The sequence below is a fragment of the Agarivorans sp. Toyoura001 genome (assembly GCF_005405585.1).
In the GTDB taxonomy this organism is placed as follows: domain Bacteria; phylum Pseudomonadota; class Gammaproteobacteria; order Enterobacterales; family Celerinatantimonadaceae; genus Agarivorans.
Window position 1 is genome coordinate 122074 of sequence record NZ_BJEQ01000005.1, and the last position, 22538, is coordinate 144611.

The following is a 22538-nucleotide window of genomic DNA, read 5'->3' on the forward strand; positions in this document are numbered from 1 at the left end:
TAGTTGAAAGACGCTATGGCACTAACAAATGCAGCTAATGGTGTTTTAATAATGGGCTTAACAACGTTGTTCCAAGCCTAGAACCTTGCTTTGAGTTTGATACATCAGCTCAATTAAACGCTGATAATTTGAGTGAAGACAGTTTGATGTCTCATTTAGCACAAGCTCTAATTGACCTTGGTTTTTAACCAGAGGTATCTTGGTGTTATTGTAGTACAAAATATCAATCTAAGTAGTTGAAGGTGAGCTTATGAAAGTAAAAACTCTTGCTGTTATGATGCTAGGAGCTTTAAGCACTAGTGTATCCGCTGCCAATACCACGCCAGCAGAGGTGCTAGACCTATCTTGTTGGAAAGTAACGTTGCCAGTGTCTTTAGACAATGGCGATCGCCCTACTGAATTCAGTGAAAAAGAGATCGCTAAAGGCGCGATGCACGCTGATTACTTTTACGTAAATGAAGCAAAAGACGGCGTTGTTTTCCGTTCTCCTGTTCAAGGGATAAAAACCTCTAAAAAAACGAAGTATGTTCGCTCAGAGCTTCGTGAAATGATGCGTTGCGGCAACACCAGCCACAAAACTAAAGGCGTTAACGGTAACAACTGGGTATTTGGTCATAACGAGTCAGCAGATTCATTGAAAAATGCAGCGGGTGTGGATGGTAACTTAAAAGCGACTCTGTCTGTTGATCACGTAACCTCTACCGGTGAAATTTGGCAACAAGGCCGCGTTATTATTGGTCAAATTCATGCACCCGATGATGAGCCAGTTAAAATTTACTACCGTAAACTGCCTAACCATGAAACGGGTTCGGTATGGATAAGCCACGAGCCAAATGGTGGCGATGATATTACCTTCCCAATGATTGGCCCAACTAAACCAAATTACTGGAAACAAAAAGATAAAGACATCGCTAAGTCATATGATGACGGTATCGCTTTAGGCGAGAAGTTCTCTTACGAAATTGACATTAATGGCGCTGATATGACAGTAACGATTAGCCGTGAAGGCAAAGCCGATGTGGTGCAAAAAGTAGATATGCAAAATTCTGGCTACGGCTTAGAAGACCAATGGATGTATTTCAAAGCGGGTGTATACAATCAAAACCGCTCTGGTGACCCAGAAGACTACGTTCAAGCAACGTTTTACAGCTTAGACGTCACTCACGGCGCGGCTAAATAAACACAAGCCATTGTAGCTATACAACCAATAAAAAAGCGCGTTGAAGTTAAACGTTCAATGCGCTTTTTTCTATTCAGCCATAATGAGCGCTAGAAACGTTTACCCACACTAAAGCGGAATAAGTCGGCATCATCTTGGTGGCCTTTACGGTCAATCACCCGACTAATACTTACCCCAAAGTAACCATCATCGAAAAATGACCAATGCGGGTAGTAATTAGCACCAAAGCTCACAATGCCTTTCAAATCATAAGCGCTGGTGTGTTCAACCTTGTCTACGACAAAGTAACCACCACCGCCCATTCTGCCTTCAAAGTTGTTACCCAGAGGAATAATTTTCCATAGCTGCGTGGTAAATCCGCTACGGTCTGTTGCGCCGTTGTAGCCACCCTCATCAATGTAACCCAGTGATAAGGCAAGGTTGTTATGGAAGCGCTTGGCCATATCTACGCTATAACCCACCTTGGTTTCAGGTCCGCCATGATTAATTTTTACATTCATCACTGAGGCCCAAACGTCATCAACCCAGCGATAGCGTGCTTCTCTTGGCTGGTAATCTGAGTTATCGATATCCCAACCCACACCAATCAGTAGGGAGTTGCCGTTTGGTCGTGCAGACATAAGATAGCTGTTTAACTGCAAGCGCAAATGCGCGCTTTCGCTAAAGCGCTTTAAGGGATAGATAAAGGCCAATGTACTCATCGCCCCCACCCTTTTTTCGTTTAACTCTAAGCCTGTTTCATCCACTGTTGTATCGAAAGACATATACGGGCCAGCACCAACTTCTAAGCGAAAAGCATCTGAAGGCACATACACATAGGTAGCGTGAGCAGAAAACCCATCTCGATGATGGTTATATGGGTGACCTTCATTGGCGTGAATTAAATCGACCCGCCAATTGCGATGAAAATGCTGGCCAAAACGAATATCAAAGGAGCGAAATTGTTGCTTCTCTTGTTCTTCTGTTGCGCCGTCATCTAGATGGGTAACACCACTGCCACCAGTAATAGAGAAGTAACTATCTGCACTGGGCTTAAGCAAGGTTTTTGCGCTAACCGGAGCAATAGTGACTAAAGCACTAAGGCTTAGCAATAAACAACGAACAGTGATGGTTGATTGAATAAGAGATCGAACAGAATAGATAGGCATCGGCTTTAAAGTTTAGTAAATACTTAAATAAATGTATAAAACAGCAGCTTAGCTGCTATTTAGCGTAGAGCTAGCCTAACCTATTAATCAAAGTTTTATCAGCAAAACGACCGAATGAATAGAAAACAGGCGCTTTTAAGCCATGTTCAGTACATTTTGGCGGAGATCGTAGTGACCCGAACCGTTTTATTCTCTATTTTCGCTATTTTTTAAACGATAGTGATAAAACTGAGCAGTGTTATCTGCGCCGCCTTGAGTGGAAAATCCTAGCTTATTTAATAACTTTTGAGAGGGAGTATTATCTTGGCTTACGCCTGCAATAACAGTAGTAAATTCTCGTTCCTGCTCTGCCCAAGTAATAAAACCCTTTAGCAGCTCTAGCGCAAAACCTTGCCGCCAATAATTTTCACCCAGTAAGTACCCTAAATGCGCGCGGTTTTGGTCATCAGGGTAAACAAACATAAAACCAATCACCTGTTGGTCACTCATTTTCGTTACCACAAACAAGCGACTGCCTTGGCTCACCTGTGTTAACCATTGCTCAGCCTTACCTAAGTCGGTTACGTTCTGGAAATAAGGCGGCAACTCACTGGTTACTGCTGGAGTGAGTAACTCCACAGCGCGCAACATAAGCAAAGGTTTGTTTGTTGCAATGTAAGCGGCATCAGCAGCTTCCACATAGAGTCGCTTGGTACTGTAAATACTCAAGTTTGGTATAGGCGCATTACTCACAACACACTCCTAATAATCTTTACTGCTGTTTTGTACAAGCACTTCATTGAATATTCTCACCCGATCAACGCCATGCCCGCTACACTAAGTGATAGATTTGTTTAAGCGAATAGTTGCTATCAATGTTAAGGAATAAAGGCGCTAAATGAAATTGTTAAAGGTGATTGTTTCACTACTCATATTGCTAACTTGCAAACAAACATTTGCGCAAAACAACCCATGGGAAGCGGCCACCAGCACCTATAAAGCGCCCGCTGCTGCGATTGGTTCTTATGCAAATGGTTGCTTAGCCGGTGCACAAGCGTTACCGCTTGAGGGCGAAGGTTATCAAGTTATTCGTAGCCAACGCCAGCGCTACTATGGGCATCCCAATTTGGTGAACTTCATCAGTGATTACGCCAAACAACTGAAACAACAAGGTATCAACAATATTTTGGTGGGTGATATGTCTATGCCACGCGGCGGCCAGTTTAATTTTGGCCATAGCAGCCATCAAATAGGCTTAGACGTAGATATTTGGCTCAAACTTGAAAACGATACACTCAGCGCTAAGCAACTGGCTAAACCATATGCGGTAAGTGTAGTAGACAAAAAACAGCTAACCATTAATAAAAGCAACTGGAAGGGTGAGCATAGAACCATGCTTAAAGTTGCCGCTCAAGATGAGCGCGTTGCGCGTATTTTTGTCAGCCCTGTGATTAAAGAGCAGCTCTGTAATCAGCGTACCGAGCAAGACGATTGGCTGCAAAAAATTCGTCCTTGGTGGGGGCATACCTCGCATATGCATGTGCGATTAGTGTGTCCAGCTGGCGATAAACAGTGTAAAAACCAAAAGCCGATTGCCAAAGGCCATGGCTGTGACGAATTAGATTGGTGGAAAACCCAACTCAGTAAGGCCCCTACTCTTAAGCCCGCTAAAAAACCAAAGCCGTTAAAAGTAAAACCGCTACCCTGCGAGCCCTTGGTGCAAAATTTACAAGCAAAGCAATAAAAGAGCTTGGACTAAATAACCAAAGAAGCGAAGCTCTTAATCGATACTTCGCTTCTATTTACGGCCTTAAATGGCTAACTACAAACCCGGTAACATTCCGCCACCAACCGGCATCGCTACCCCCGTTACATAACTCTAGTCACAGCGTTTGCGTGTTCCTCACTGGCACCCGTTGCTTGCCATACGCGCTTTAAAGAAAACGCCATGAAACCCGCATCAACTGATTTGGTTTGAACTTGTGTGTTCATAATCTGTCTCTCTATTAGCTAAATACAATGTGTATTTGTTTGACGGAAGCCAGTTTACTCAATGGCTAGAAATCTAGAAGTTACACAATGTCCCCAAGCCGAAATAGATTAAAAAGTACGTATAAACAAATACTTAAAAGTGAACATTTAAAGGTATTTTTTAGGTAACAATAAGTAACAGCAGACAACGACTCCCTAAACAGCAACTACGCTATTGTTAGCAAAGGCTTTGCTAAGCAAGGTGCTACTTTCTAGGCGCATATTAATGGCAGAATGAACTCAGCATAATAAGAAACAGGTGATAGACAGTGGCAAACGGCAAAGTTTAGATCTAGCGAATCAGCAGCATCAGATACTAATACGCGGGCAGCTAGAACGAATTATTGAAAGCAGCGTATTTGAGCAAAGTCCAAAAATGAAAGAGTTGCTCAGCTTTTTGGTTGAGCAAACCTTGCAGGGTAATGGCGACCGCCTCAAGCAGTTCACCATTGCCATTGAGATCTTTGACCGAGGCGTTGATTTTGATCACCAATCAGACCCCATTGTACGTATTCAAGCGGGTCGAGTGCGTCGCTCTTTAGATACCTACTATTTTACCGAAGGTGTTAACGATGCTCTGTACATCAATATCCCTAAAGGCCGTTATGCTCCAAGCTTTAAACTACGCAGTGAAGAAGACCTTTCCCTACACCAGCTGCACAAACGCCTGTTACGAATAAGGCAGAGAGCTTCAGCCCTAGCCTAACGGTGTTGCCATTTTGTCTTTAGCAGCCGATGATCAGCAACAGTTTTTTACCGACGGCTTTGGTGAGGAGCTTGCCACTGAACTGTCTCGTTTCAATAGCTTAAACGTGGTGTCTATGTATGCTATGGACGATACCAACTTCGCCATAAAAACTGCTGCCAACATTAGCCAACTAGGGAAAGAGCTAAACGTATCTTTTATTACCACCGGCACAATGTGCGCGCTAAACGATAAAATGCGCATCCACGCTCGTTTGTATCGCGCAGACACTAGCCAACAAATTTAGGCTGAAAAATACACCTGTGATATGTCTACTCAAGATTTGTTTGACGCACAGGACCAATTTATAGCCGAGATAGTGGCAGAACTCGCCTCTAGTTTTGGCATTATTCATCGCAAGATTTACCAAAGCTACAACTATAAAAAAGTTGAGCAATTATCCACTTACGAAGCCACCTTGTGTTACCGACATTATTTAATGACGCTGAACAAAGAGCACTATCAGCCCGCTTTAGCAGCGCGGCAACAAGCCACCCAACAAGAAACCTAATTTGCCCTTGCTCGGGCAATGTTAGCGTTGCTGTACATAGATGCCGACCGACTAGCAATGGCCTGTATTCCCAATGCGGTAGAACAGGGCTTTGACTGCGCGCGTAAAGCGGTTGAGTTAGAGGCTAATAACCCTGAGTGTCAAATGGCCTTAAAAGCCTTAGATCAATTCTCTTTAAGCCAACTTTACTGGCAACCGTTGTTACGAACCATGCTGCACTTAGAAAAGGGCGAACATGCGCAAGCTAAATCGGCTTACTTAAAGGTGCTAGAACTTTGCCCTGACTTTAAACAAGCCAGAGAACAATATCTTAGCGCCTATATTGATTGTCTTAAACTTAAGCAACAAATGCTTGCTTCATTAGACCGCTTATAAGCTTAAGTAAAACCAGTTTCAATCGCGGTTAAGCCCAGCTTTGCTGGGCTTTATGGTATTCATAAGCAGTGTATTTGGTTACACTCGCGAGCTATTTCTTCAACTCACCCTCTATCTATTTATGCGCCTGGATAAGTTTATTTGTAAAAGCACTTCGCTAAGCCTGCTACAAGCGAGGGAAGCGATAGAAAACGGCCAAGTACACGTAAACCAGCAATGTGTTTTGCATGTAAATACACAAGTACATGAAAACAACCATATTAGTTTGGCTGGCAAGCAACTCTTTGCTCGCCCTTCTCGCTATATAATGATTAACAAACCGGCCGGATGTGTATGCTCTAATGTTGATGAAGCTTACCCCTCAGTTTTCACCGCGGTGGGCCTCCCCTTAGATGAGCAATTACATATAGCAGGAAGATTAGACGCCGACACTACTGGTTTGGTATTAGCCACTGACGATGGCCGTTGGTCATTTTCTATCACTCGGCCAGAGCAACACTGTCTTAAGGTTTATCGGGTAAACCTAAGTAAACCGCTAACTCCACAAGCCATTCAAGCCTTAGAAACTGGCCTACAACTGCAAGGTGAACAAAAGCCCACTCTCCCTGCGGTGGTTAAGCTGATTTCGGATAAACAAATCTCACTGAGTATTAGAGAGGGCAAGTTTCATCAGGTGAAACGAATGCTTGCAGCAGTTGGCAACCGCGTGACCGCCTTACACCGACAACAAATTGCTGATATTTGCCTTAACGTTGAGCCTGCCAGTTGGCGAGAGCTAAGCTCAGCAGAGGTAGCCTGCATTAAACAGGTGGAAAGCGAAAAGTAAAGTTTACTCAACGGGCTAGATTTCGAAATTGAAGCTGTTTACCTGAGTTTCACTGTCAGGTGTGTGACTTGATGCGTTCGCTTGGCGGTTTTTTAGCATGCTGTCGTGTAAAGCCTGAATCTGTTGGCTGCCCGTTTTAACAAAAGCAAAGGGCAATATAGCGTGTACTAAACACACAACTGCTGCAAAAAATAGCCGTAAAGAAAAACGCCCTGCAGTCATTAAGTGCTGACAATAACTCTCGTTAACACTACTGGGATGCTCGTGAAAAATTCGAACTAAATGTGACCACATAATTCAACCTCTATTGAAGTTAATACTTTGTTAAAGAGTAATTCTTAAACCAGACAAAAAGTTTGCTTATACATAGCTAATACGTGACAAACACAGAAATTGATTTCACTTAAGGCGATATCTTTAGAAAACGACGCCAATAAACCCGATAAACCCCAAATTCCCATAGCTAAGCCTACTTGCGTAGCGCTGCCAGGGTGCTCATAAATAAAAGTAGCGACGAGGATCTGGATAAACACCAACTGAAATAAATGCGCGGTGTACCAGCCTTCTAAACCCCACTTACGTGGTATTTTCATAAATAACTCCTAAGCGACAAAAACAAAAAGGCGACATTACTGTCGTCTCATTCATTACAGACTGGCTTTGCCAAACGCTCAGCAGGAATTGGCGGATGTTTTTTAAAAGTAGCTGTAGTCATTGTTTTAGTCTCCGGTTTAAATCAGCCGCTAAGCCTATAACTTGGCGCTGCTTGTTTTGACGGAGCCATTGTGGATTTTTAGGCAAACAGAAAGAAGTAAGTTACTGGAGTAACCCGGTGACAAGAAGTAACACACTGTGCTCAAGCATTATTACCACCAAGCATCATTCTGTGAATTAGCGTTTCAACACAGAACAAGAGTCCTTAAATAGTAAAAGGACTCACATTGTCTCTAAGGCCAAGCTTATTTAAACCGGTTCACCCTTTAACATATTGTTATTATTAGCATTTAATAAAAATTCATTTTGACATAAAAGACAATTACGCAGATGATGGGCACGAAACATGTTAACGAACCAAATATCGTTGATGAAGCGATGGCTCATTAGTTTATTCAATACTTCTAATCGCTATTTACAGTGCTTAACAGCAAGGACGCTGCTAATGAAAATAACAAAAAGCCTAATCTTCAGCCTGTTCATTATTAACCTCAGCGCTTGCACCGGAAACTTTACCACGGTAAAAGTCAAAGTAGTCGACCAAGACGGGCTAGCAGTTGAAGGTGCTGAAGTATTTGCTGGCGGTCGGTTAGGTATTGATGGCGAAAACATTAAAGATTTAACAGATAAAGAGGGAGTTTTCCAAACTATCGGCCGAAAAAATCTTGCTGTAGTTTTCAGGGTAAATAAAGAAGGCTACTACCAAACTAAACTAAGAACTAATAAGAACCTCCAAAACCTCATTATCGAGCTGCGCAAAAAGAAAAAAACCACCGCAATGTATGCCAAGAAGCTTCTTCTACCGGTACCCAAGAAACGAGAAGCAATCGGCTTCGACTTCGAGCAAGCTGATTGGGTTAGCCCTTATGGCAAAGGGAATATTGCCCATATTTTCTTTTATCTAGATGGTGAGTATACTGATGTACAGAACAACAACAACGAACTGCAAATCTCTTTTGCTAGTGCAGGTGATGGATTAGTTAAATTAAATAGAGCTACAACTAACTCCGAGTATCAGTTCCCCTATCTAGCACCTCAATTAGCTTACACAAATAGCCTCACATTAAAATACCACACATCCTCCAGCAGCCAGAGCTTTACCACCTACGACAATTCTGCTTTAGGCTACATTTTTCGCATTAATACTAAACTAAACAGTGAAGGTGAGGTTATACATGCCAATTATGGAAAAATAGCAGGTGAATTCCTCGGCTCATCTTACACCGGCACCACCAAACGCAAAAATGTAGGTTTTGTAGAATTCACCTACTACTACAACCCTACCCCCAACGAACGCAGCCTAGAGTATGATTGGCGACAAAACCTTTTTCGCGACCTAGAACACGAAGAAAAAGTCTATGAGCCTTAAGCTTGCAAACCAGCAGCAGTAAAATGAAACACCAAGGAACAGGTAAATGACCCTAACTAAAAGCCTCATGCTCAGCAAAGGCAGTAATAAATTTAAAGGAACGACTGATGAAAAGGGAGAGGCAACAGCATTACGCGTTGGTCTATTTGGGGTAATAGTGAGAATAAACAAAGAGGGATACTATCAGTCAAAACGATTATCGCCTAGAGGCCTTAGCTCGTGTTTAACTACATAAAAAATGTAATAAGGCGCTGGCAAGCCCCCCAAAACAAACCCATAAGAATTACCACCGTAATATTTTTAATTATTGCCGCGATTGGCCTGTACCGAGGCGACCTTGTTTGTCTGCGTAGCGGTTGTTATGGCCCGCTTACTTTAACCCTAGTGAGTGAAGATGGTGAGCCTGTAGAAGATGCTCTTATTATAATGAATCACATTACCAGCGGCTGGCTCCACGGTAACGACTTTACTTACTATCACAAACACTTGATGAATACCGGCGAACCGACTGTATTCCCTCGAGGTTTTTTTTACTCGCCAGAGCGCCCCAGCGGCAAAAATCACGAACAAATTGGGATACAACTCAATATTAGACATTTCGATTATGCGTTCAAGAAGAAAAAGTACACTGATAGTAGTTTTTATGTAAGCGTTCCCGCCGACGCCGAAGGCCCGGTAGACCTTGGTGATGTGGTTATTGCACCAATTAAGTACCGGATGGAAGGTTGCATGCCACAGAGAACCATCGAGCATTATAAAAATACGGGGTGGAGTGAAGCTAAATTACAAAGAGAAAAAGTACAAAGATGCTCTTTAAGCTATGTCCGAACCTCAACTTTTATCAGTTACATATTAGATATTCCCGAGACAGAAAGAGAACGATTAATAAACAAACATTTACCTCGTCTAGCCGCAGATTTTTTAACAGAAACTGCTCTTGACGATGTTACTCAACAGCAAGTTGAAGAACGAGTCAACCGAGCCATTACAAATGGACACAGAGGCTGGAACACATTCAAATGAATCTTAAACTACTTACTAGGTGGCAAGCCCCCCAAAACAAACCCATAAGAGTAACCACCGTAATATTCTTAATTATTGCCGCAATTGGCTTGTATCGAGGCGACCTTGTTTGTCTACGTAGCGGTTGTTATGGCCCGCTTACTTTAACCCTAGTGAGTGAAGACGGTGAGCCTGTAGAAGATGCCCTGATTAGTATGTATCACATTACCGGTGGTTGGCTCGATGGCAACGATTTCACTTATCACCACGAGCAACTGATGAATACCGGTGAACCAACTGTATTTCCTCGAGGTTTTTTCTACTCGCCAAAGCGCCCCAGCGGTATTGTTCAAGAACAGGTAGGATTTCAAATAGGTATTCGGCACTTTGATTATCAATTTAGGGTAAAAAACCACACAGCGAGTAGCAGAGTGATTGGCGTTCCCTCCAACGCCGAAGGCCCGGTAGACCTAGGTGAAGTGGTCATCGCGCCAATTAAGTACCGGATGGAAGGTTGCTTTACCTCAGAAAATGAAAAGTTTTATAAAAACAGTGGGTTGAGTGACGTTCAAATTGACCGAAAAAGAGTGCAGAGGTGCGCAATTAGTAAGTTTAAACTAACTAAGTTTATAGGTTACATATTGGATGCTCCCGAGGCAGAAAGAGAACGATTAATAAACAAACATTTACCTCGTCTAGCCGCTAATTTTTTAACAGAAACTGCTCTTGACGATGTTACTCAACAGCAGGTTGAAGAACGAGTCAACCAGGCTATTACAAATGGGCACAGAGGCTGGAACACATTCAAATGAATCTTAAACTACTTACTAGGTGGCAAGCCCCCCAAAACAAACCCATAAGAGTAACCACCGTAATATTCTTAATTATTGCCGCAATTGGCTTGTATCGAGGCGACCTTGTTTGTCTACGTAGCGGTTGTTATGGCCCGCTTACTTTAACCCTAGTGAGTGAAGACGGTGAGCCTGTAGAAGATGCTCTGATTAGTATGTATCACATTACCGGTGGTTGGCTCGATGGCAACGATTTCACTTATCACCACGAGCAACTGATGAATACCGGTGAACCAACTGTATTTCCTCGAGGTTTTTTCTACTCGCCAAAGCGCCCCAGCGGTATTGTTCAAGAACAGGTAGGATTTCAAATAGGTATTCGGCACTTTGATTATCAATTTAGGGTAAAAAACCACACAGCGAGTAGCAGAGTGATTGGCGTTCCCTCCAACGCCGAAGGCCCGGTAGACCTAGGTGAAGTGGTCATCGCGCCAATTAAGTACCGGATGGAAGGTTGCATGCCACAGAGAACCATCGAGCATTATAAAAATACGGGGTGGAGTGAAGCTCAATTACAAAGAGAAAAAGTACAAAGATGCTCTTTAAGCTATGTCCGAACCTCAACTTTTATCAGTTACATATTAGATATTCCCGAGACAGAAAGAGAACGATTAATAAACAAACATTTACCTCGTCTAGCCGCAGATTTTTTAACAGAAACTGCACTTAACGATGTTACTCAACAGCAAGTTGAAGAACGAGTCAACCGAGCCATTACAAATGGACACAGAGGCTGGAACACATTCAAATGAATCTTAAACTACTTACTAGGTGGCAAGCCCCCCAAAACAAACCCATAAGAGTAACCACCGTAATATTCTTAATTATTGCCGCAATTGGCTTGTATCGAGGCGACCTTGTTTGTCGAAACAAAGCTCACAGGCATTAGTCAACAGCAAGTTGAAGACCGCATTCGTGCCGCAATCGCTAAAGGCCAACAAGGGTGGAATGATTTCGAATGAAGATTAGTAATACACTCATAGTTACAGGTGTTATTTCTTGCACAACATTTGCTCATGACAAAAGATAGGACACCCATAAATTTGATGGCTCATGCTGGAACTAGAAAAACTAAAAACTTCCTAAAAGGTAAAACAAACGCACGGTACAGCGTGACAGAAATGGCTGCAATATTCTCATATCTAGGCTGGGAAATTGCCTGCGGAACACTAGATGGTGACCAAGCAAATCAATTGGGCTGTGGCGATCGACAAGGCTTAAATGCCCAAGTAGCAGCAGACTTTGCCAGAAAAGTTGGGACTATTTTTACAGATAGTTTGGATGGAAAAATGTATGAAGAATCACCCTATCGAGACCCCCGATTTTCTGGTAAAGGCCATGGAGCGATGTTTCACCTCGAGGTAATAGCGCTTCACCAAATAGCCTATCGTATAAGTGGCAACGAACCAGTGGTTGGCTCTGATGTTGGCCGCTATGTCGTACTTCCAGATACTCCAACTAAGCTAAATGAGTTAAAAGGCATAAACAAAATAATCACAGATAAAGATTTGGCACAAGGCAAGCCACGAATACGCTACGTTGATGTACTGTTGGAAGGTAATAAAGGCGAAATATGGGTAGAAGCCAAAAGTTATAAAGCGCAACGAGTAAAAAAACCTCACGTCTTGCTCAAGGTAAAGCACTGGGACATAGCCAGTGATAAAGGCACACCAATGCACAAACAAATGGTGTTTGACTGGACCGCCACTCTTAAAAAACTTTCTTGGAAACCTATCAAAGATGGAGGCGAACAAGTTGTTGTTGCAGAGAACCGTTGGTATTTTCAACAGTTTAAGTATGAAGGGGCTACCAAAGCAAATCGAAAAAAAGTCCTAAGTATGCAAGTAGGTAGTGCTACGTTAAAGGACAGCCCAAGGTGGCATGCTGCCACACCGCCTAAAAATGGCGAAGAACCAGAAATGAAGGCTCTTTTTGGTATCGGCCCAACCGGTAGCAAATTAATAGATGAGGATAGGGTAAAAGCGCAGGCTGCCCGAGTAAAACCTTTAACAATTAGTCGAGTAATTTTAAAAATGGCCGAAGCAGAACTGCTCGAGGTATTAGATACCGATGAGCTAAACCAATTAATTAAAGAATACCAGTAAATAACGAGAACCCACATGCCTATAGTTGATATGAGCAATATGCCTGCGCAACTAGCGCAGCAAATAGAAGAACGAACCGGTGACTTAAACTGGCAAACGCAACGTGAGCAAATATGGGATAAACACCACGCAAAATGGTTCTATTTCTTAAAGCGTAGCGAGCTAAAAGCCCTAAAGCGATGCTTTCTAACCGGTGAAATAGATTCTAAACTAGTTGCGCACCGCCATTTCGATGTTTTAATTGACCTTTTTCCAATTGTTGAACCTGCCAGTATCGGTTACTTAATTGAAACTCTTTACCCTATATTGGAGCAAAACGAACCGGAAACATCACATGATCTGCCAATTGAGAGTTATCTAGTTAAATTAGTACAATGGCTTATCGAATCAGAATTTAGCTCTTGCCCCGAGCGAGCTATCAGTTATTTACATCAAGCAGAAAAACTCAGTATATTTGATTGGATATTAGGCGAGAATTATAGCCCTGCACACCAAATAGAACATAGACTTAACCCAGAGCACCCCGGGTGGCAGCTGGATATAAGTATTGACGATTTGTTATTAAGGTTATTGTTAAGACTAATGCCCGAACTAGATAACAACTGCGACCTGAATACCAGTGTATTATGGCAACGCCCTAATTACCTAGCATCGCTGATTGCCGCCCTACCAGATAGTTGTTTAACAGCCAACTGGGAGAAAGACGAAGATAAACAAGACAAAAAAACGTATTTATGGATTGCGCTCGCCATGGGCATAAGCAGCGCCACAGCAAGCTTATCGCCCCGTTTACAGGCGCTTAAAGATAAGCAATCGCAACTAGTAACAGCGGTAACTAAAATCGCCGAGCAGCGCCCACTGTTAAAACAATTACTAAGCGATTTACAGGCCCCTTCCGCCTTTTTCAAGCCAATACTGGAGTATGCCGAAGACTGTAAGATACAAATTGGTTTGGATGAAGCTAACCTAAAAATTTGGCAGCAGCACTTTAACAAACTTGAGCCAAGAGAAGGTGAAAGCCGAGCGAATTGGGGCTTTGTAGACCTCCGAGTTGCCCCCGACGACCCCGACAATCCAGATTTAGTATTTAGCTTACTGGCAAAAATCGCCCCCCATTTAAGCGAGCAATGGCTCGCTATTCGTGCATTAAACATTTATGTAGCAATATCCCTACTCCAAAAGCCCTATTATAAAAACTACGCTCTTCTCATTAAAGGCAATACTCGAAAATCTAACACTTGCAATACCAAGCAAGCTGAGCAAGCTCTGGTGGCACTGTTTGAACAGCTGCCTATTACTTCTCTCGAAAGTTGGATACACCACGAATCGACGTTTATTGAAAATAGGAGCTAACATGACAGACATAGTGTTACTTAAACTACAAGGCCAAGCAGAACATCAAGCGCAGTGGCAAGCCATTGCTAAGCTATTTATGGCCAATACCATCGGCCACCAACTGCAAGATTTGTTTGATGAAATTAGCCCCGATAGCGGCGATGCCTTTGAAGAAATACTCGATGCCTTCCCAGACATTTGGGCCGAGCAAGCAGAGTATAAACAAGGTGAGTTAAGTGTAGAGTTTTTGTCTGGCCCAGACACCGAAGAGTTAGCCGAAGCCCTAGAGGGCTTTTTTAAGCCCTTCCCGCTAACTAGCTTGTCGATAAACCAAAGCTGTGATGATGCCGAGTACGAGTAAATGCTAAGGTGAGCGCAGAAAAAAATGCCACTAAGTATCTCTTTTGGCTAGCTAGCCTTTTACTCTGTTTAGTGGTTTTAGCGCGAGTAAGCAGTATTGACTCAGGCTATGAGCCAAACAGTGCCAGCTCTAATATCAACTTCTCATGGTTATATTTGCTAACTGGCTTTATGAGCCTAAACCTTGGCATATTACTATTGCTGCTGGCGCTTATTAAGCCGATGTTCAAACAGGAACAGCGGTTAACGACTCAAGCAAAGCACAAACTAATAAAAGGGCTACAATACCTATTAATGCTGCCCGCCAGCACGCTACTAAGCCTTGCCATAACCTATGCTGCTGGTGGTTTGTCTTTGTACCAAGTGCCTTCTGGCTCTATGCTGCCTACCCTGCCCTTAGGTTCTATTATTTTGGTAGATCGCTACGCTAAACCACAGCGTTGCGACATGGCAGTATTTACACACCAGCAAATAAACTACGTAAAACGCTTAGTTGCCCCGCCTAATAGCCAGTTTACCCTACAAGGCCATTTACTCACTCAACAGCAACAACCATGGGATTGCCCACAGTTGCGATGGCAACCACCACTAGCCGAAGGCCAACAAACCATAAATTTAGATGAGCAACAGTGGTTTGCCATGGGCGACAACCGCGCCTACAGCTTTGATAGCCGAAACTTTGGCGCTGTTGCCAGTAAAGATATTGTAGGAGTGGTAAGGTTAGTGTGGGTTAACTAAGGCCTAAGCGCTTACTAAGCTAAAATCTGTATTAAGGGGGGTATTCACATTAGCTCACTAAATAGCTGAAAGAAATGGCTTACTTGTCCTGTCTCATTAATAACAATAAGCAACGGCAATTACACCAATGCTAAATGTGTTTCTGCAATAAAATATATGCTGAGTATTAGAGAGGAAGAAACGTGAGAAATCTTATTAAATTAGTAGCTTATAAGATTGGGTGGCAACCCTATCAGCCACATCCCGGCACTCGAGTCGTCTGCTGCGGTTGCTCCCTTCCGGGCCTGGCCGAGTTCACAGAGTATCAATGCGGGAGGACCAATAGGGCCACCATAGATGAGCTTCCTAAGAAGCGAGGCTATTCTCGCTTAAGCCTTGCGGTTTTGCAAACGCTAAAAACGCTTTTTAACCCTGCAAAGCGTTTGTTTGCTCAAGTTTTAATCCTTATTAGTTTAATTGCATCTCCATTGGCCTTGGCAGAATCTTTTGATCACTCGCAATGGGATGGTTTGCTAAAAGAATATGTTCATTGGCCGGTGGCTAATCAAGAAAGTCGCGTAGACTATGCCAACTTTGATCGACAAGAATTGCAGGCTTATTTAGACAAATTGGCAAGCATCACGCAAAGTGAATTTGATGCTTGGTCGGATAACGAGCAGCTGGCATTTCTTATTAATGCTTACAACGCTTATACCGTGCAGTACATTCTTAGTGCCTACCCTAACATTACTTCTATTCGCGATTTGGGTAACCTGTTTCAATCGCCCTGGAAGAAAAAACGCTTTATGTTGTTTGGCGAAAAAGTCAGCCTTGATCATATCGAACACGATTTAATTCGCCCCGGTTACAATAATCCACACATTCATGCCGCGGTAGTGTGTGCTGCGATTAGCTGCCCTCCTTTACAAAGTGTTGCTTATACCGGCGATGCTGTTGAACAACAGATTAAACAGGCTTTTAAAGAATTTTTACAAAGTAACAAAAACCACTATGACAAAGAGAGTAATCGCTTAAAGCTGTCGTCTATTTTTAAGTGGTACAAAGGTGACTTTGGTAAGAGTTTAAATAACTACCTTAGTGACTATGCCGTTGATTTAAGGATGACACCAGAGCAAATGAAAGCGGCAAAAATCAGCTATTTAGATTACGATTGGTCGCTAAATGATTACCGCTAGCTAGCGCGATTAAGCTAAAACACAGGTACAAAAAAGCCCGCTGTAGCGGGCTTTTTTATTCCACGCTAAAAGCTTAGAACAAGCTTGTAGATAAGTCGTATAGCTCTTCGTTGAATGGACGTTTCATGTTTTCAATACAATCAATGATGTCGTGATGAACCATGGTGTTGTTTTGAATACCGATACAACGGCCACCTTCGCCTTCAAGCAACAACTCTACGGCATAAGCGCCCATACGGCTAGCCATTACGCGGTCACGACCAGTTGGTGTACCACCTCGCTGAATGTGACCAAGAATAGTTGCGCGAGTTTCACGGCCAGTGGCCATCTCGATACCAGCAGCTAATTCGTTCACATTAGTAATATGTTCGGTAATAGCAACAATGGCGTGCTTTTTACCTTTTTTCTGACCATCTTGAAGGCTTTGTAACAAGCCTTCACGATCAAAACCTTTCTCAGGAATAATCACGTACTCTGCGCCGCCAGCAATACTTGCTTGCATGGCTAAGTCACCACAGTAACGGCCCATGATTTCGATAACAGAAATACGGTTATGGGAAGAAGACGTATCACGAATACGGTCGATAGCGTCAATCACTACATTTAATGCGGTGTCGAAGCCAATCGTGTAATCGGTACCCGCAATATCATTATCGATAGTGCCAGGTAGACCAATACATGGGAAGCCCATTTCAGTTAGCTTTTTAGCGCCCATGTAAGAACCGTCGCCGCCCACTACTACTAGCGCTTCGATGCCATGTTTCTTCATGTTTTCTACGGCAACTTCACGCACTGCAAGTTCTTTAAACTCAGGAAAACGTGCTGAGCCCAAGAACGTACCACCACGGTTGATAACATCAGACACACTATAACGGTCTAACTTTTTAATGTTATCGTCATGTAGCCCCATGTAACCGTCGTATACGCCGTATACTTCAATACCTTTAGATAAAGCACTACGCACAACTGCGCGTACTGCTGCATTCATACCAGGAGCGTCGCCGCCACTCGTTAAAACACCAATTTTCTTAACCATCATTCCCTCACCAAGCTGAACTGACCAAAACTTACGTAATAATTCAACGATTCCTCCCACTACCCTGTTAATGCTTATTGGTTTTATTTGCTTAACGAGAACAGTCGGGGGCAATAAATATTTTCTGTTAACAGCTTCGAAGCCTGCGTTGCCGCGTTTTCATCGAACTGTATTTAAGTGCGCACATTGTGCCACGCCATGGGTAAAAGTTTTATGACCCTAATCAGATAACACCCACATTTTGAAACAAATTTTCACCCTTGTCCAAGTTTAATCACGAGGCATGCATCGGATTATAGATGGATTTAGGCTTTCTGGTAAATTTGCACATTTAAGCAGCAAGGTCTGTTTAAAACGCAAGTTAAGACTTCACTTTTCATTCACATAAATGTAACATACCGCCTGCAAACTTGTGCCGACCATGAGGTCAATAAGTTTGATCATGTATTTAAAGGGAATCCCATGAAGTCTGATCTTCAATATGCCATCGAACGAAATGTTGCGACCAACCGCAGAGCTGTAGAAAACTACAATTTATTGCGTCAACAAGAGCAAAACCTAGACGCTGAAGAACAGCACTTAGTATTGAACAGCGAGAACTTAAGCAACAATTAGTTGTTACCGTTTACTCAACAAAAAAGGGGCTAAAGCCCCTTTTTTAGTGTTTACTATTTAGCGTCTGGAACAGGTTCAATAGAATGTAAACCCGGTGATAAATGAATCACCCCCTCAGCTTGATTATCTAAAGACAAAATATTGGTTTTGCTGATTCTATGACGATAAATTTCGCGTAGATATTTAATCGCATTTTCAACATTTTTAAAGTCTAAACGGATATCATTAATAGAAACAAACTTGTCTGGCTCGCCAATTAACTCACGGTACTTCTTCTCGTACATTGGTTTAATGGCGTACCAGTTTGTATCTAAAATCTTGGCTGGGTTTTCAAAATCCCACAAAAACTTTTGCAGCTCTTCAGGATCAAACTCATCTTGAGTAATAAAGCGCAAAATAGCTTGGTCGATATCGTCGTTATAGCGGTATTCTTCTTTGGCAAAACAGCGCTTAATGTAAGCCACGACTAAGGTTAAGAAGTCGTCACTTAAACAAGGGCTTTTGGCCACTAAGGTGGTTAACGATAAATTTGCTGACGCGCCAATGACCAAGGCGTAACGTTTAAGCGTGGTATTTGGGAACAGTTTGTTGATATGAACCTTGAGTTTATTCAAGTCCATAAACGACAACTTGTAATCTTTAGGTAGCGAAATAATCGAAATTACCGATGAACAATGCTTAAAGAAGTGTAGATCGTTTAACTGTTCAGCATCATATTTGCTTTCTTGATACTTCTTCAAAGACTGCTTATAGCGCTGAGACTCGATAGGTAGAATACTAATACCTTCAATCGCTTGGGTATCGCGGTTAAAGTGCGGCAGATCAATAGAGCGGAAGAATAGCTCGTCAATGTCTACATCATCATTCACCGACTTATTCACAACACTTTCGGCATAAGCAACCGCTACTGGGCCAGCCATGCTCATAAACAAATCGTTGGCGTCTAGACGCACTGTTTCAGAGATATCGATACCCGCGCGACGGAAGTAGTTCTCGTCGTAATCGGTAGTAACGGCTTGAGCCGTTAAAATATTGAATATTTGCTGAGAAATGTACTGGTTAGCGTATTTCTCCATAGTGTTTACATCAATATCTTTGCCGTTTTCGCTCTCTTCTTGCTCTACATAACGCATGATGTCGTTAGAGATCAGCATCATTGAGTTCCAAGGGCGAATACGCTTCATTACATCTTCGGGCGTATCGTTACTTTCACGCTCAACGTTGTAGGAGAAATCCCACTCCTCAGAAAGATATTTACACAGCAAACGTCCAGCGTTGATGTGCAGTGCTTCAGACACTTCAATACTGCTACCAGATATATTTGGCAGAATACAAATACCCGACGTAAAGATAGGCTCGAAAACAAATGAGTCGCGTTTATCTGGCTGATTAGACGGCGATACTTGGTAATCGAAGGTTTTGCTGAGGTAGGAAAACTGTTGCGCTAAACCAAACTCTGATGCCATACCAGAGCCAGTACCACCACCCGCGCTGAAAATATAAAAATACAAGCGCGATTGGTTAGCTTTAATGCCGCAAGAGTCAACCAAGTAAGAATGAATATGTCGCCAGTCTTCATTTCTAAAACTGCCGGTTTCTTTATTAAGAATAATTTTGGCTAAGTACTGGCCTAAGATAGGTGCGTTACCCGCACCGCCGGCATGTACTTCAGACAAATCCATTAGCTGGAGTTTTTTGTATTCCTCTAAGAATTTTTGACGCCCAGCTTGCGAGGAGTACTTGATACGACCCGCGATGTCTTTATCTAAGTCCCCCACCAACACCACGGGCTCGATTAAAAATACTGGGTTGTCACCGTTACCGTTATCCAGTGGCAAATGATTTTTAATCCAACGCATTGGCTTAAATTCACGCTCTTGTGCGATTTGATCTTGGTATTCAATTTCGTTGAGGTAATGTGTGCGGGAGTTGTAAACCAAGGTGGCTACATCGAGTGCTATATTCGAACCACATCGGCCAAGGCCAATTAAACAAACCGATGGAAAACTTTGCTCTAACAGATCTTTTTCTTCAGATAAGTTAGGGAAAATGTTTTGTCTCACCTTATCAAGGTTACCTAGAATTTTATCTAGGCTAGGTTCGGTGTAATACAAGTGTTCTATAGGAGGTGAATCCTTCATAGTTCATCCTTGTTGTTAGTCTAGTTTTAATTTTATTTTTTATACCTCCATCCTTGTTCATTCCCCTCACAAAATCAAGTAATTCAGGCTTCTCGCGCTGTTTATTGTGATTGTAGTTAGTTGAGTTTACCAAAATGTTAAGAGCCAATTGTTCTAGCTAAAACAATAGTCACAAAAAAGGCGCCCTACGGCGCCTTAATATTAAACGTAAAAAGCTTACCAGCCTGTTACTTCGCGTAATGCTTTACCAATATCAGCAAGACTACGTACTGTTTTAACACCAGCGTCTTCCAAAGCTGCAAATTTATCTGCTGCGGTACCTTTACCGCCTGCGATAATAGCGCCAGCATGGCCCATGCGCTTACCAGGAGGAGCTGTTACACCAGCAATGTAAGAGACTACCGGCTTAGTCACATTAGCTTTAATGTAAGCAGCAGCTTCTTCTTCAGCACTACCGCCAATTTCACCAATCATTACAATGGCTTCTGTTTGCGGATCATTTTGGAACATCTCCAAAATATCAATAAAGTTTGAACCAGGAATTGGGTCACCACCAATACCAACACAACTAGACTGACCAAACCCTTCGTCGGTAGTTTGCTTAACTGCTTCATAAGTTAAAGTACCTGAACGCGATACAATACCTACTTTACCGGCTTTGTGAATGTGACCAGGCATAATGCCAATTTTACATTCATCAGGAGTAATTACGCCTGGGCAGTTAGGGCCAATCATACGCGCGCCAGCTTCATCTAACTTCACTTTTACGTCTAGCATATCCAATGTTGGAATACCTTCAGTAATGGTGATGATGATTTTAATGCCTGCAGAGATTGCTTCTAAAATAGCGTCTTTACAGAAAGGAGCAGGAACGTAAATCACTGTTGCGTCTGCGCCAGTGGCTTCTACTGCTTCTCTTACCGTGTTAAATACAGGAAGACCTAAGTGAGTTTGACCGCCTTTACCAGGTGATACTCCACCTACCATTTGCGTTCCGTACTCAATCGCTTGCTCTGAGTGGAAGGTACCTTGTCCGCCAGTGAAACCTTGGCAAATCACTTTGGTATTTTTATCGATTAAAATGCTCATTATTTGGCCTCCGCAGCTTTAACTACTTGCTCTGCAGCATCTGTTAAGCTGGTAGCTGCAATAATGTTAAGGCCAGACTCAGCCAAACGTTGGGTGCCTAATTCAGCATTGTTACCTTCTAGGCGAACAACTACTGGTACGCTTACGCCAACTTCTTCAACTGCGCCGATAATACCGTCTGCAATTAAGTCACAACGAACGATTCCGCCGAAGATGTTTACTAATACCGCTTTTACTTTGTCATCTGACAAAATAATTTTAAATGCTTCGGTTACGCGCTCTTTGGTTGCGCCGCCGCCAACATCTAAGAAGTTAGCCGGAGAACCACCGTGCAATTGCACGATATCCATGGTTCCCATTGCTAAACCAGCACCGTTTACCATACAACCAATGCTGCCATCTAGGGCTACATAGTTCAGCTCCCATTGAGCGGCATGTGCTTCGCGCTCATCTTCTTGCGAAGGATCATGCATTTCGCGTAGTTTAGGCTGACGGTACATGGCATTTGAGTCGATGGTGATTTTGCCATCTAGACACACTAAATCACCACTACCAGTCACTACTAGAGGGTTAATTTCTAGTAAGGCTAAATCATGGTCAGTGAACATTTCAGCCAAACCAACAAAGATTTTGGTGAATTGACGGATTTGAGTGCCTTCTAGGCCTAATTTAAACGCAAGCTCACGCGCTTGGTATGGCTGTGGACCCACTAATGGATCAATTTCCATTTGATGAATCAGCTCAGGCGTTTCTTCGGCGACCTTTTCGATCTCCACTCCGCCTTCAATTGAAGCCATAAATACAACGCGACGAGAAGCACGGTCTACTACCGCACCTAAATAAAGCTCGTTAGCAATGTCTGATGCTTCTTCAACCAAGATTTTTGATACTGGTTGGCCGTTAGCATCCGTTTGGTAAGTCACTAAGTTCTTACCTAACCATTGCTGAGCAAAGGATTTAATTTCTTCTTTATCAGAGGTGACTTTTACGCCACCGGCTTTACCACGTCCACCTGCGTGAACTTGAGTTTTAACTACCCAGGTAGAGCCAGGGATTTTACCCGCAGCTTCAGCTGCTTCTTGTGGGGTATCACAGGCGTAACCTTCTGGCACTGGCAAGCCATAGTCGGCAAATAATTGCTTGGCCTGATATTCATGCAAATTCATGATGTTCTATCCATAGTGTTAGGGGATACATTAGAGGTGCTGAACAC

The 22538-nt window shown here is 42.8% G+C and carries 26 protein-coding genes and 1 other RNA gene; 17 read left to right on the forward strand and 10 right to left on the reverse strand.

Annotated elements, in window-relative coordinates; genetic code table 11:
- Positions 1 to 250: 250 nt before the first annotated feature.
- Positions 251 to 1180 (forward strand): polysaccharide lyase family 7 protein, encoded by a 930-nt coding sequence (locus tag FFR00_RS08585; RefSeq protein WP_137672983.1) that lies wholly within the window; start codon positions 251 to 253, stop codon positions 1178 to 1180.
- A gap of 89 nt (positions 1181 to 1269) precedes the next feature.
- Here the strand turns inward: FFR00_RS08585 and FFR00_RS08590 are convergent, their stop codons facing one another.
- Together FFR00_RS08590 and FFR00_RS08595 are read right to left on the reverse strand one after the other, a co-directional pair.
- A complete protein-coding gene (locus FFR00_RS08590) occupies positions 1270 to 2328 on the reverse strand; it encodes a hypothetical protein (protein WP_235836187.1) in 1059 nt (352 codons plus the stop codon).
- Positions 2329 to 2514: 186 nt separating this feature from the next.
- Entirely contained in the window at positions 2515 to 3060 is a 546-nt protein-coding gene (locus FFR00_RS08595; RefSeq protein WP_137672984.1) for a GNAT family N-acetyltransferase, read from the reverse strand.
- 145 nt (positions 3061 to 3205) lie between these two features.
- On the opposite strand from FFR00_RS08595, the gene mepA reads away from it, so the two are divergent.
- Positions 3206 to 4051 carry a penicillin-insensitive murein endopeptidase gene (gene mepA / locus FFR00_RS08600; RefSeq protein WP_137672985.1) on the forward strand — a complete coding sequence of 282 codons (846 nt, stop codon included), beginning with the start codon at positions 3206 to 3208 and terminating at the stop codon, positions 4049 to 4051.
- A gap of 125 nt (positions 4052 to 4176) precedes the next feature.
- Here mepA and FFR00_RS21970 read toward each other — a convergent pair whose 3' ends face one another.
- Complete coding sequence (locus tag FFR00_RS21970; RefSeq protein WP_255437866.1) at positions 4177 to 4299, reverse strand: hypothetical protein; 123 nt, start codon at positions 4297 to 4299, stop codon at positions 4177 to 4179.
- Positions 4300 to 4597: 298 nt separating this feature from the next.
- On the opposite strand from FFR00_RS21970, the gene FFR00_RS08610 reads away from it, so the two are divergent.
- From FFR00_RS08610 to FFR00_RS08630, 5 genes are read left to right on the forward strand one after another with little or no spacing between them, the layout of a single operon-like run.
- On the forward strand, positions 4598 to 5044 hold the full coding sequence (locus tag FFR00_RS08610) for a hypothetical protein (RefSeq protein WP_137672986.1): 447 nt from the start codon (positions 4598 to 4600) through the stop codon (positions 5042 to 5044).
- Positions 5045 to 5057: 13 nt separating this feature from the next.
- On the forward strand, positions 5058 to 5330 hold the full coding sequence (locus tag FFR00_RS08615) for a hypothetical protein (protein WP_137672987.1): 273 nt from the start codon (positions 5058 to 5060) through the stop codon (positions 5328 to 5330).
- Between the two features lie 21 nt (positions 5331 to 5351).
- Positions 5352 to 5594 (forward strand): hypothetical protein, encoded by a 243-nt coding sequence (locus FFR00_RS08620; protein WP_137672988.1) that lies wholly within the window; start codon positions 5352 to 5354, stop codon positions 5592 to 5594.
- 18 nt (positions 5595 to 5612) lie between these two features.
- Positions 5613 to 5969: a hypothetical protein gene (locus tag FFR00_RS08625; RefSeq protein WP_137672989.1), complete on the forward strand. Its 357-nt coding sequence runs from the start codon at positions 5613 to 5615 to the stop codon at positions 5967 to 5969.
- A 52-nt stretch (positions 5970 to 6021) separates the two neighbouring features.
- Positions 6022 to 6795 (forward strand): pseudouridine synthase, encoded by a 774-nt coding sequence (locus tag FFR00_RS08630; protein ID WP_306766883.1) that lies wholly within the window; start codon positions 6022 to 6024, stop codon positions 6793 to 6795.
- Positions 6796 to 6810: 15 nt separating this feature from the next.
- Here FFR00_RS08630 and FFR00_RS08635 read toward each other — a convergent pair whose 3' ends face one another.
- Positions 6811 to 7089: a DUF6356 family protein gene (locus FFR00_RS08635; protein WP_137672990.1), complete on the reverse strand. Its 279-nt coding sequence runs from the start codon at positions 7087 to 7089 to the stop codon at positions 6811 to 6813.
- A gap of 44 nt (positions 7090 to 7133) precedes the next feature.
- The gene (locus tag FFR00_RS08640; RefSeq protein ID WP_137672991.1) at positions 7134 to 7388 is read right to left on the reverse strand and encodes a hypothetical protein; all 255 of its coding nucleotides are present in this window, start codon (positions 7386 to 7388) and stop codon (positions 7134 to 7136) included.
- A 566-nt stretch (positions 7389 to 7954) separates the two neighbouring features.
- Between FFR00_RS08640 and FFR00_RS08645 the strand changes: the two genes are divergently transcribed.
- The 8 genes from FFR00_RS08645 (at position 7955) to lepB (ending at position 15269) form a co-directional block, all read left to right on the forward strand.
- The gene (locus FFR00_RS08645; protein WP_137672992.1) at positions 7955 to 8878 is read left to right on the forward strand and encodes a hypothetical protein; all 924 of its coding nucleotides are present in this window, start codon (positions 7955 to 7957) and stop codon (positions 8876 to 8878) included.
- Between the two features lie 219 nt (positions 8879 to 9097).
- A complete protein-coding gene (locus FFR00_RS08650; RefSeq protein WP_137672993.1) occupies positions 9098 to 9901 on the forward strand; it encodes a hypothetical protein in 804 nt (267 codons plus the stop codon).
- Positions 9898 to 10692 (forward strand): hypothetical protein, encoded by a 795-nt coding sequence (locus FFR00_RS08655; protein WP_137672994.1) that lies wholly within the window; start codon positions 9898 to 9900, stop codon positions 10690 to 10692. Before FFR00_RS08650 ends, FFR00_RS08655 begins: the two co-directional genes overlap by 4 nt.
- Positions 10689 to 11483: a hypothetical protein gene (locus tag FFR00_RS08660; RefSeq protein WP_137672995.1), complete on the forward strand. Its 795-nt coding sequence runs from the start codon at positions 10689 to 10691 to the stop codon at positions 11481 to 11483. The genes FFR00_RS08655 and FFR00_RS08660 overlap by 4 nt, the downstream gene beginning before the upstream one ends.
- A 264-nt stretch (positions 11484 to 11747) precedes the next feature.
- Positions 11748 to 12836, forward strand: a complete 1089-nt coding sequence (locus tag FFR00_RS08665) for a hypothetical protein (RefSeq protein WP_137672996.1) — start codon at positions 11748 to 11750, stop codon at positions 12834 to 12836.
- A 15-nt stretch (positions 12837 to 12851) separates the two neighbouring features.
- A complete protein-coding gene (locus FFR00_RS08670) occupies positions 12852 to 14189 on the forward strand; it encodes a hypothetical protein (RefSeq protein WP_137672997.1) in 1338 nt (445 codons plus the stop codon).
- A 1-nt stretch (position 14190) separates the two neighbouring features.
- The gene (locus FFR00_RS08675) at positions 14191 to 14532 is read left to right on the forward strand and encodes a hypothetical protein (RefSeq protein WP_137672998.1); all 342 of its coding nucleotides are present in this window, start codon (positions 14191 to 14193) and stop codon (positions 14530 to 14532) included.
- An 8-nt stretch (positions 14533 to 14540) separates the two neighbouring features.
- A complete protein-coding gene (lepB, locus tag FFR00_RS08680; RefSeq protein ID WP_137672999.1) occupies positions 14541 to 15269 on the forward strand; it encodes a signal peptidase I in 729 nt (242 codons plus the stop codon).
- A gap of 227 nt (positions 15270 to 15496) precedes the next feature.
- Here the strand turns inward: lepB and ffs are convergent.
- Positions 15497 to 15593, reverse strand: an RNA gene (gene ffs, locus FFR00_RS08685) — signal recognition particle sRNA small type.
- 59 nt (positions 15594 to 15652) lie between these two features.
- On the opposite strand from ffs, the gene FFR00_RS08690 reads away from it, so the two are divergent.
- A complete protein-coding gene (locus FFR00_RS08690) occupies positions 15653 to 16444 on the forward strand; it encodes a DUF547 domain-containing protein (protein ID WP_201798719.1) in 792 nt (263 codons plus the stop codon).
- Between the two features lie 73 nt (positions 16445 to 16517).
- Here FFR00_RS08690 and pfkA read toward each other — a convergent pair whose 3' ends face one another.
- The gene (gene pfkA, locus FFR00_RS08695; RefSeq protein ID WP_137673120.1) at positions 16518 to 17480 is read right to left on the reverse strand and encodes a 6-phosphofructokinase; all 963 of its coding nucleotides are present in this window, start codon (positions 17478 to 17480) and stop codon (positions 16518 to 16520) included.
- A 462-nt stretch (positions 17481 to 17942) separates the two neighbouring features.
- On the opposite strand from pfkA, the gene FFR00_RS21620 reads away from it, so the two are divergent.
- On the forward strand, positions 17943 to 18095 hold the full coding sequence (locus tag FFR00_RS21620; RefSeq protein WP_154675870.1) for a hypothetical protein: 153 nt from the start codon (positions 17943 to 17945) through the stop codon (positions 18093 to 18095).
- 53 nt (positions 18096 to 18148) lie between these two features.
- Here FFR00_RS21620 and FFR00_RS08700 read toward each other — a convergent pair whose 3' ends face one another.
- The 3 genes from FFR00_RS08700 to sucC form a co-directional block, all read right to left on the reverse strand.
- Entirely contained in the window at positions 18149 to 20236 is a 2088-nt protein-coding gene (locus FFR00_RS08700; protein WP_137673000.1) for a hypothetical protein, read from the reverse strand.
- A 216-nt stretch (positions 20237 to 20452) separates the two neighbouring features.
- Positions 20453 to 21325 carry a succinate--CoA ligase subunit alpha gene (gene sucD, locus FFR00_RS08705; RefSeq protein WP_137673001.1) on the reverse strand — a complete coding sequence of 291 codons (873 nt, stop codon included), beginning with the start codon at positions 21323 to 21325 and terminating at the stop codon, positions 20453 to 20455.
- Complete coding sequence (sucC, locus tag FFR00_RS08710; protein WP_137673002.1) at positions 21325 to 22491, reverse strand: ADP-forming succinate--CoA ligase subunit beta; 1167 nt, start codon at positions 22489 to 22491, stop codon at positions 21325 to 21327. The genes sucD and sucC overlap by 1 nt, the downstream gene beginning before the upstream one ends.
- Positions 22492 to 22538: the final 47 nt, after the last annotated feature.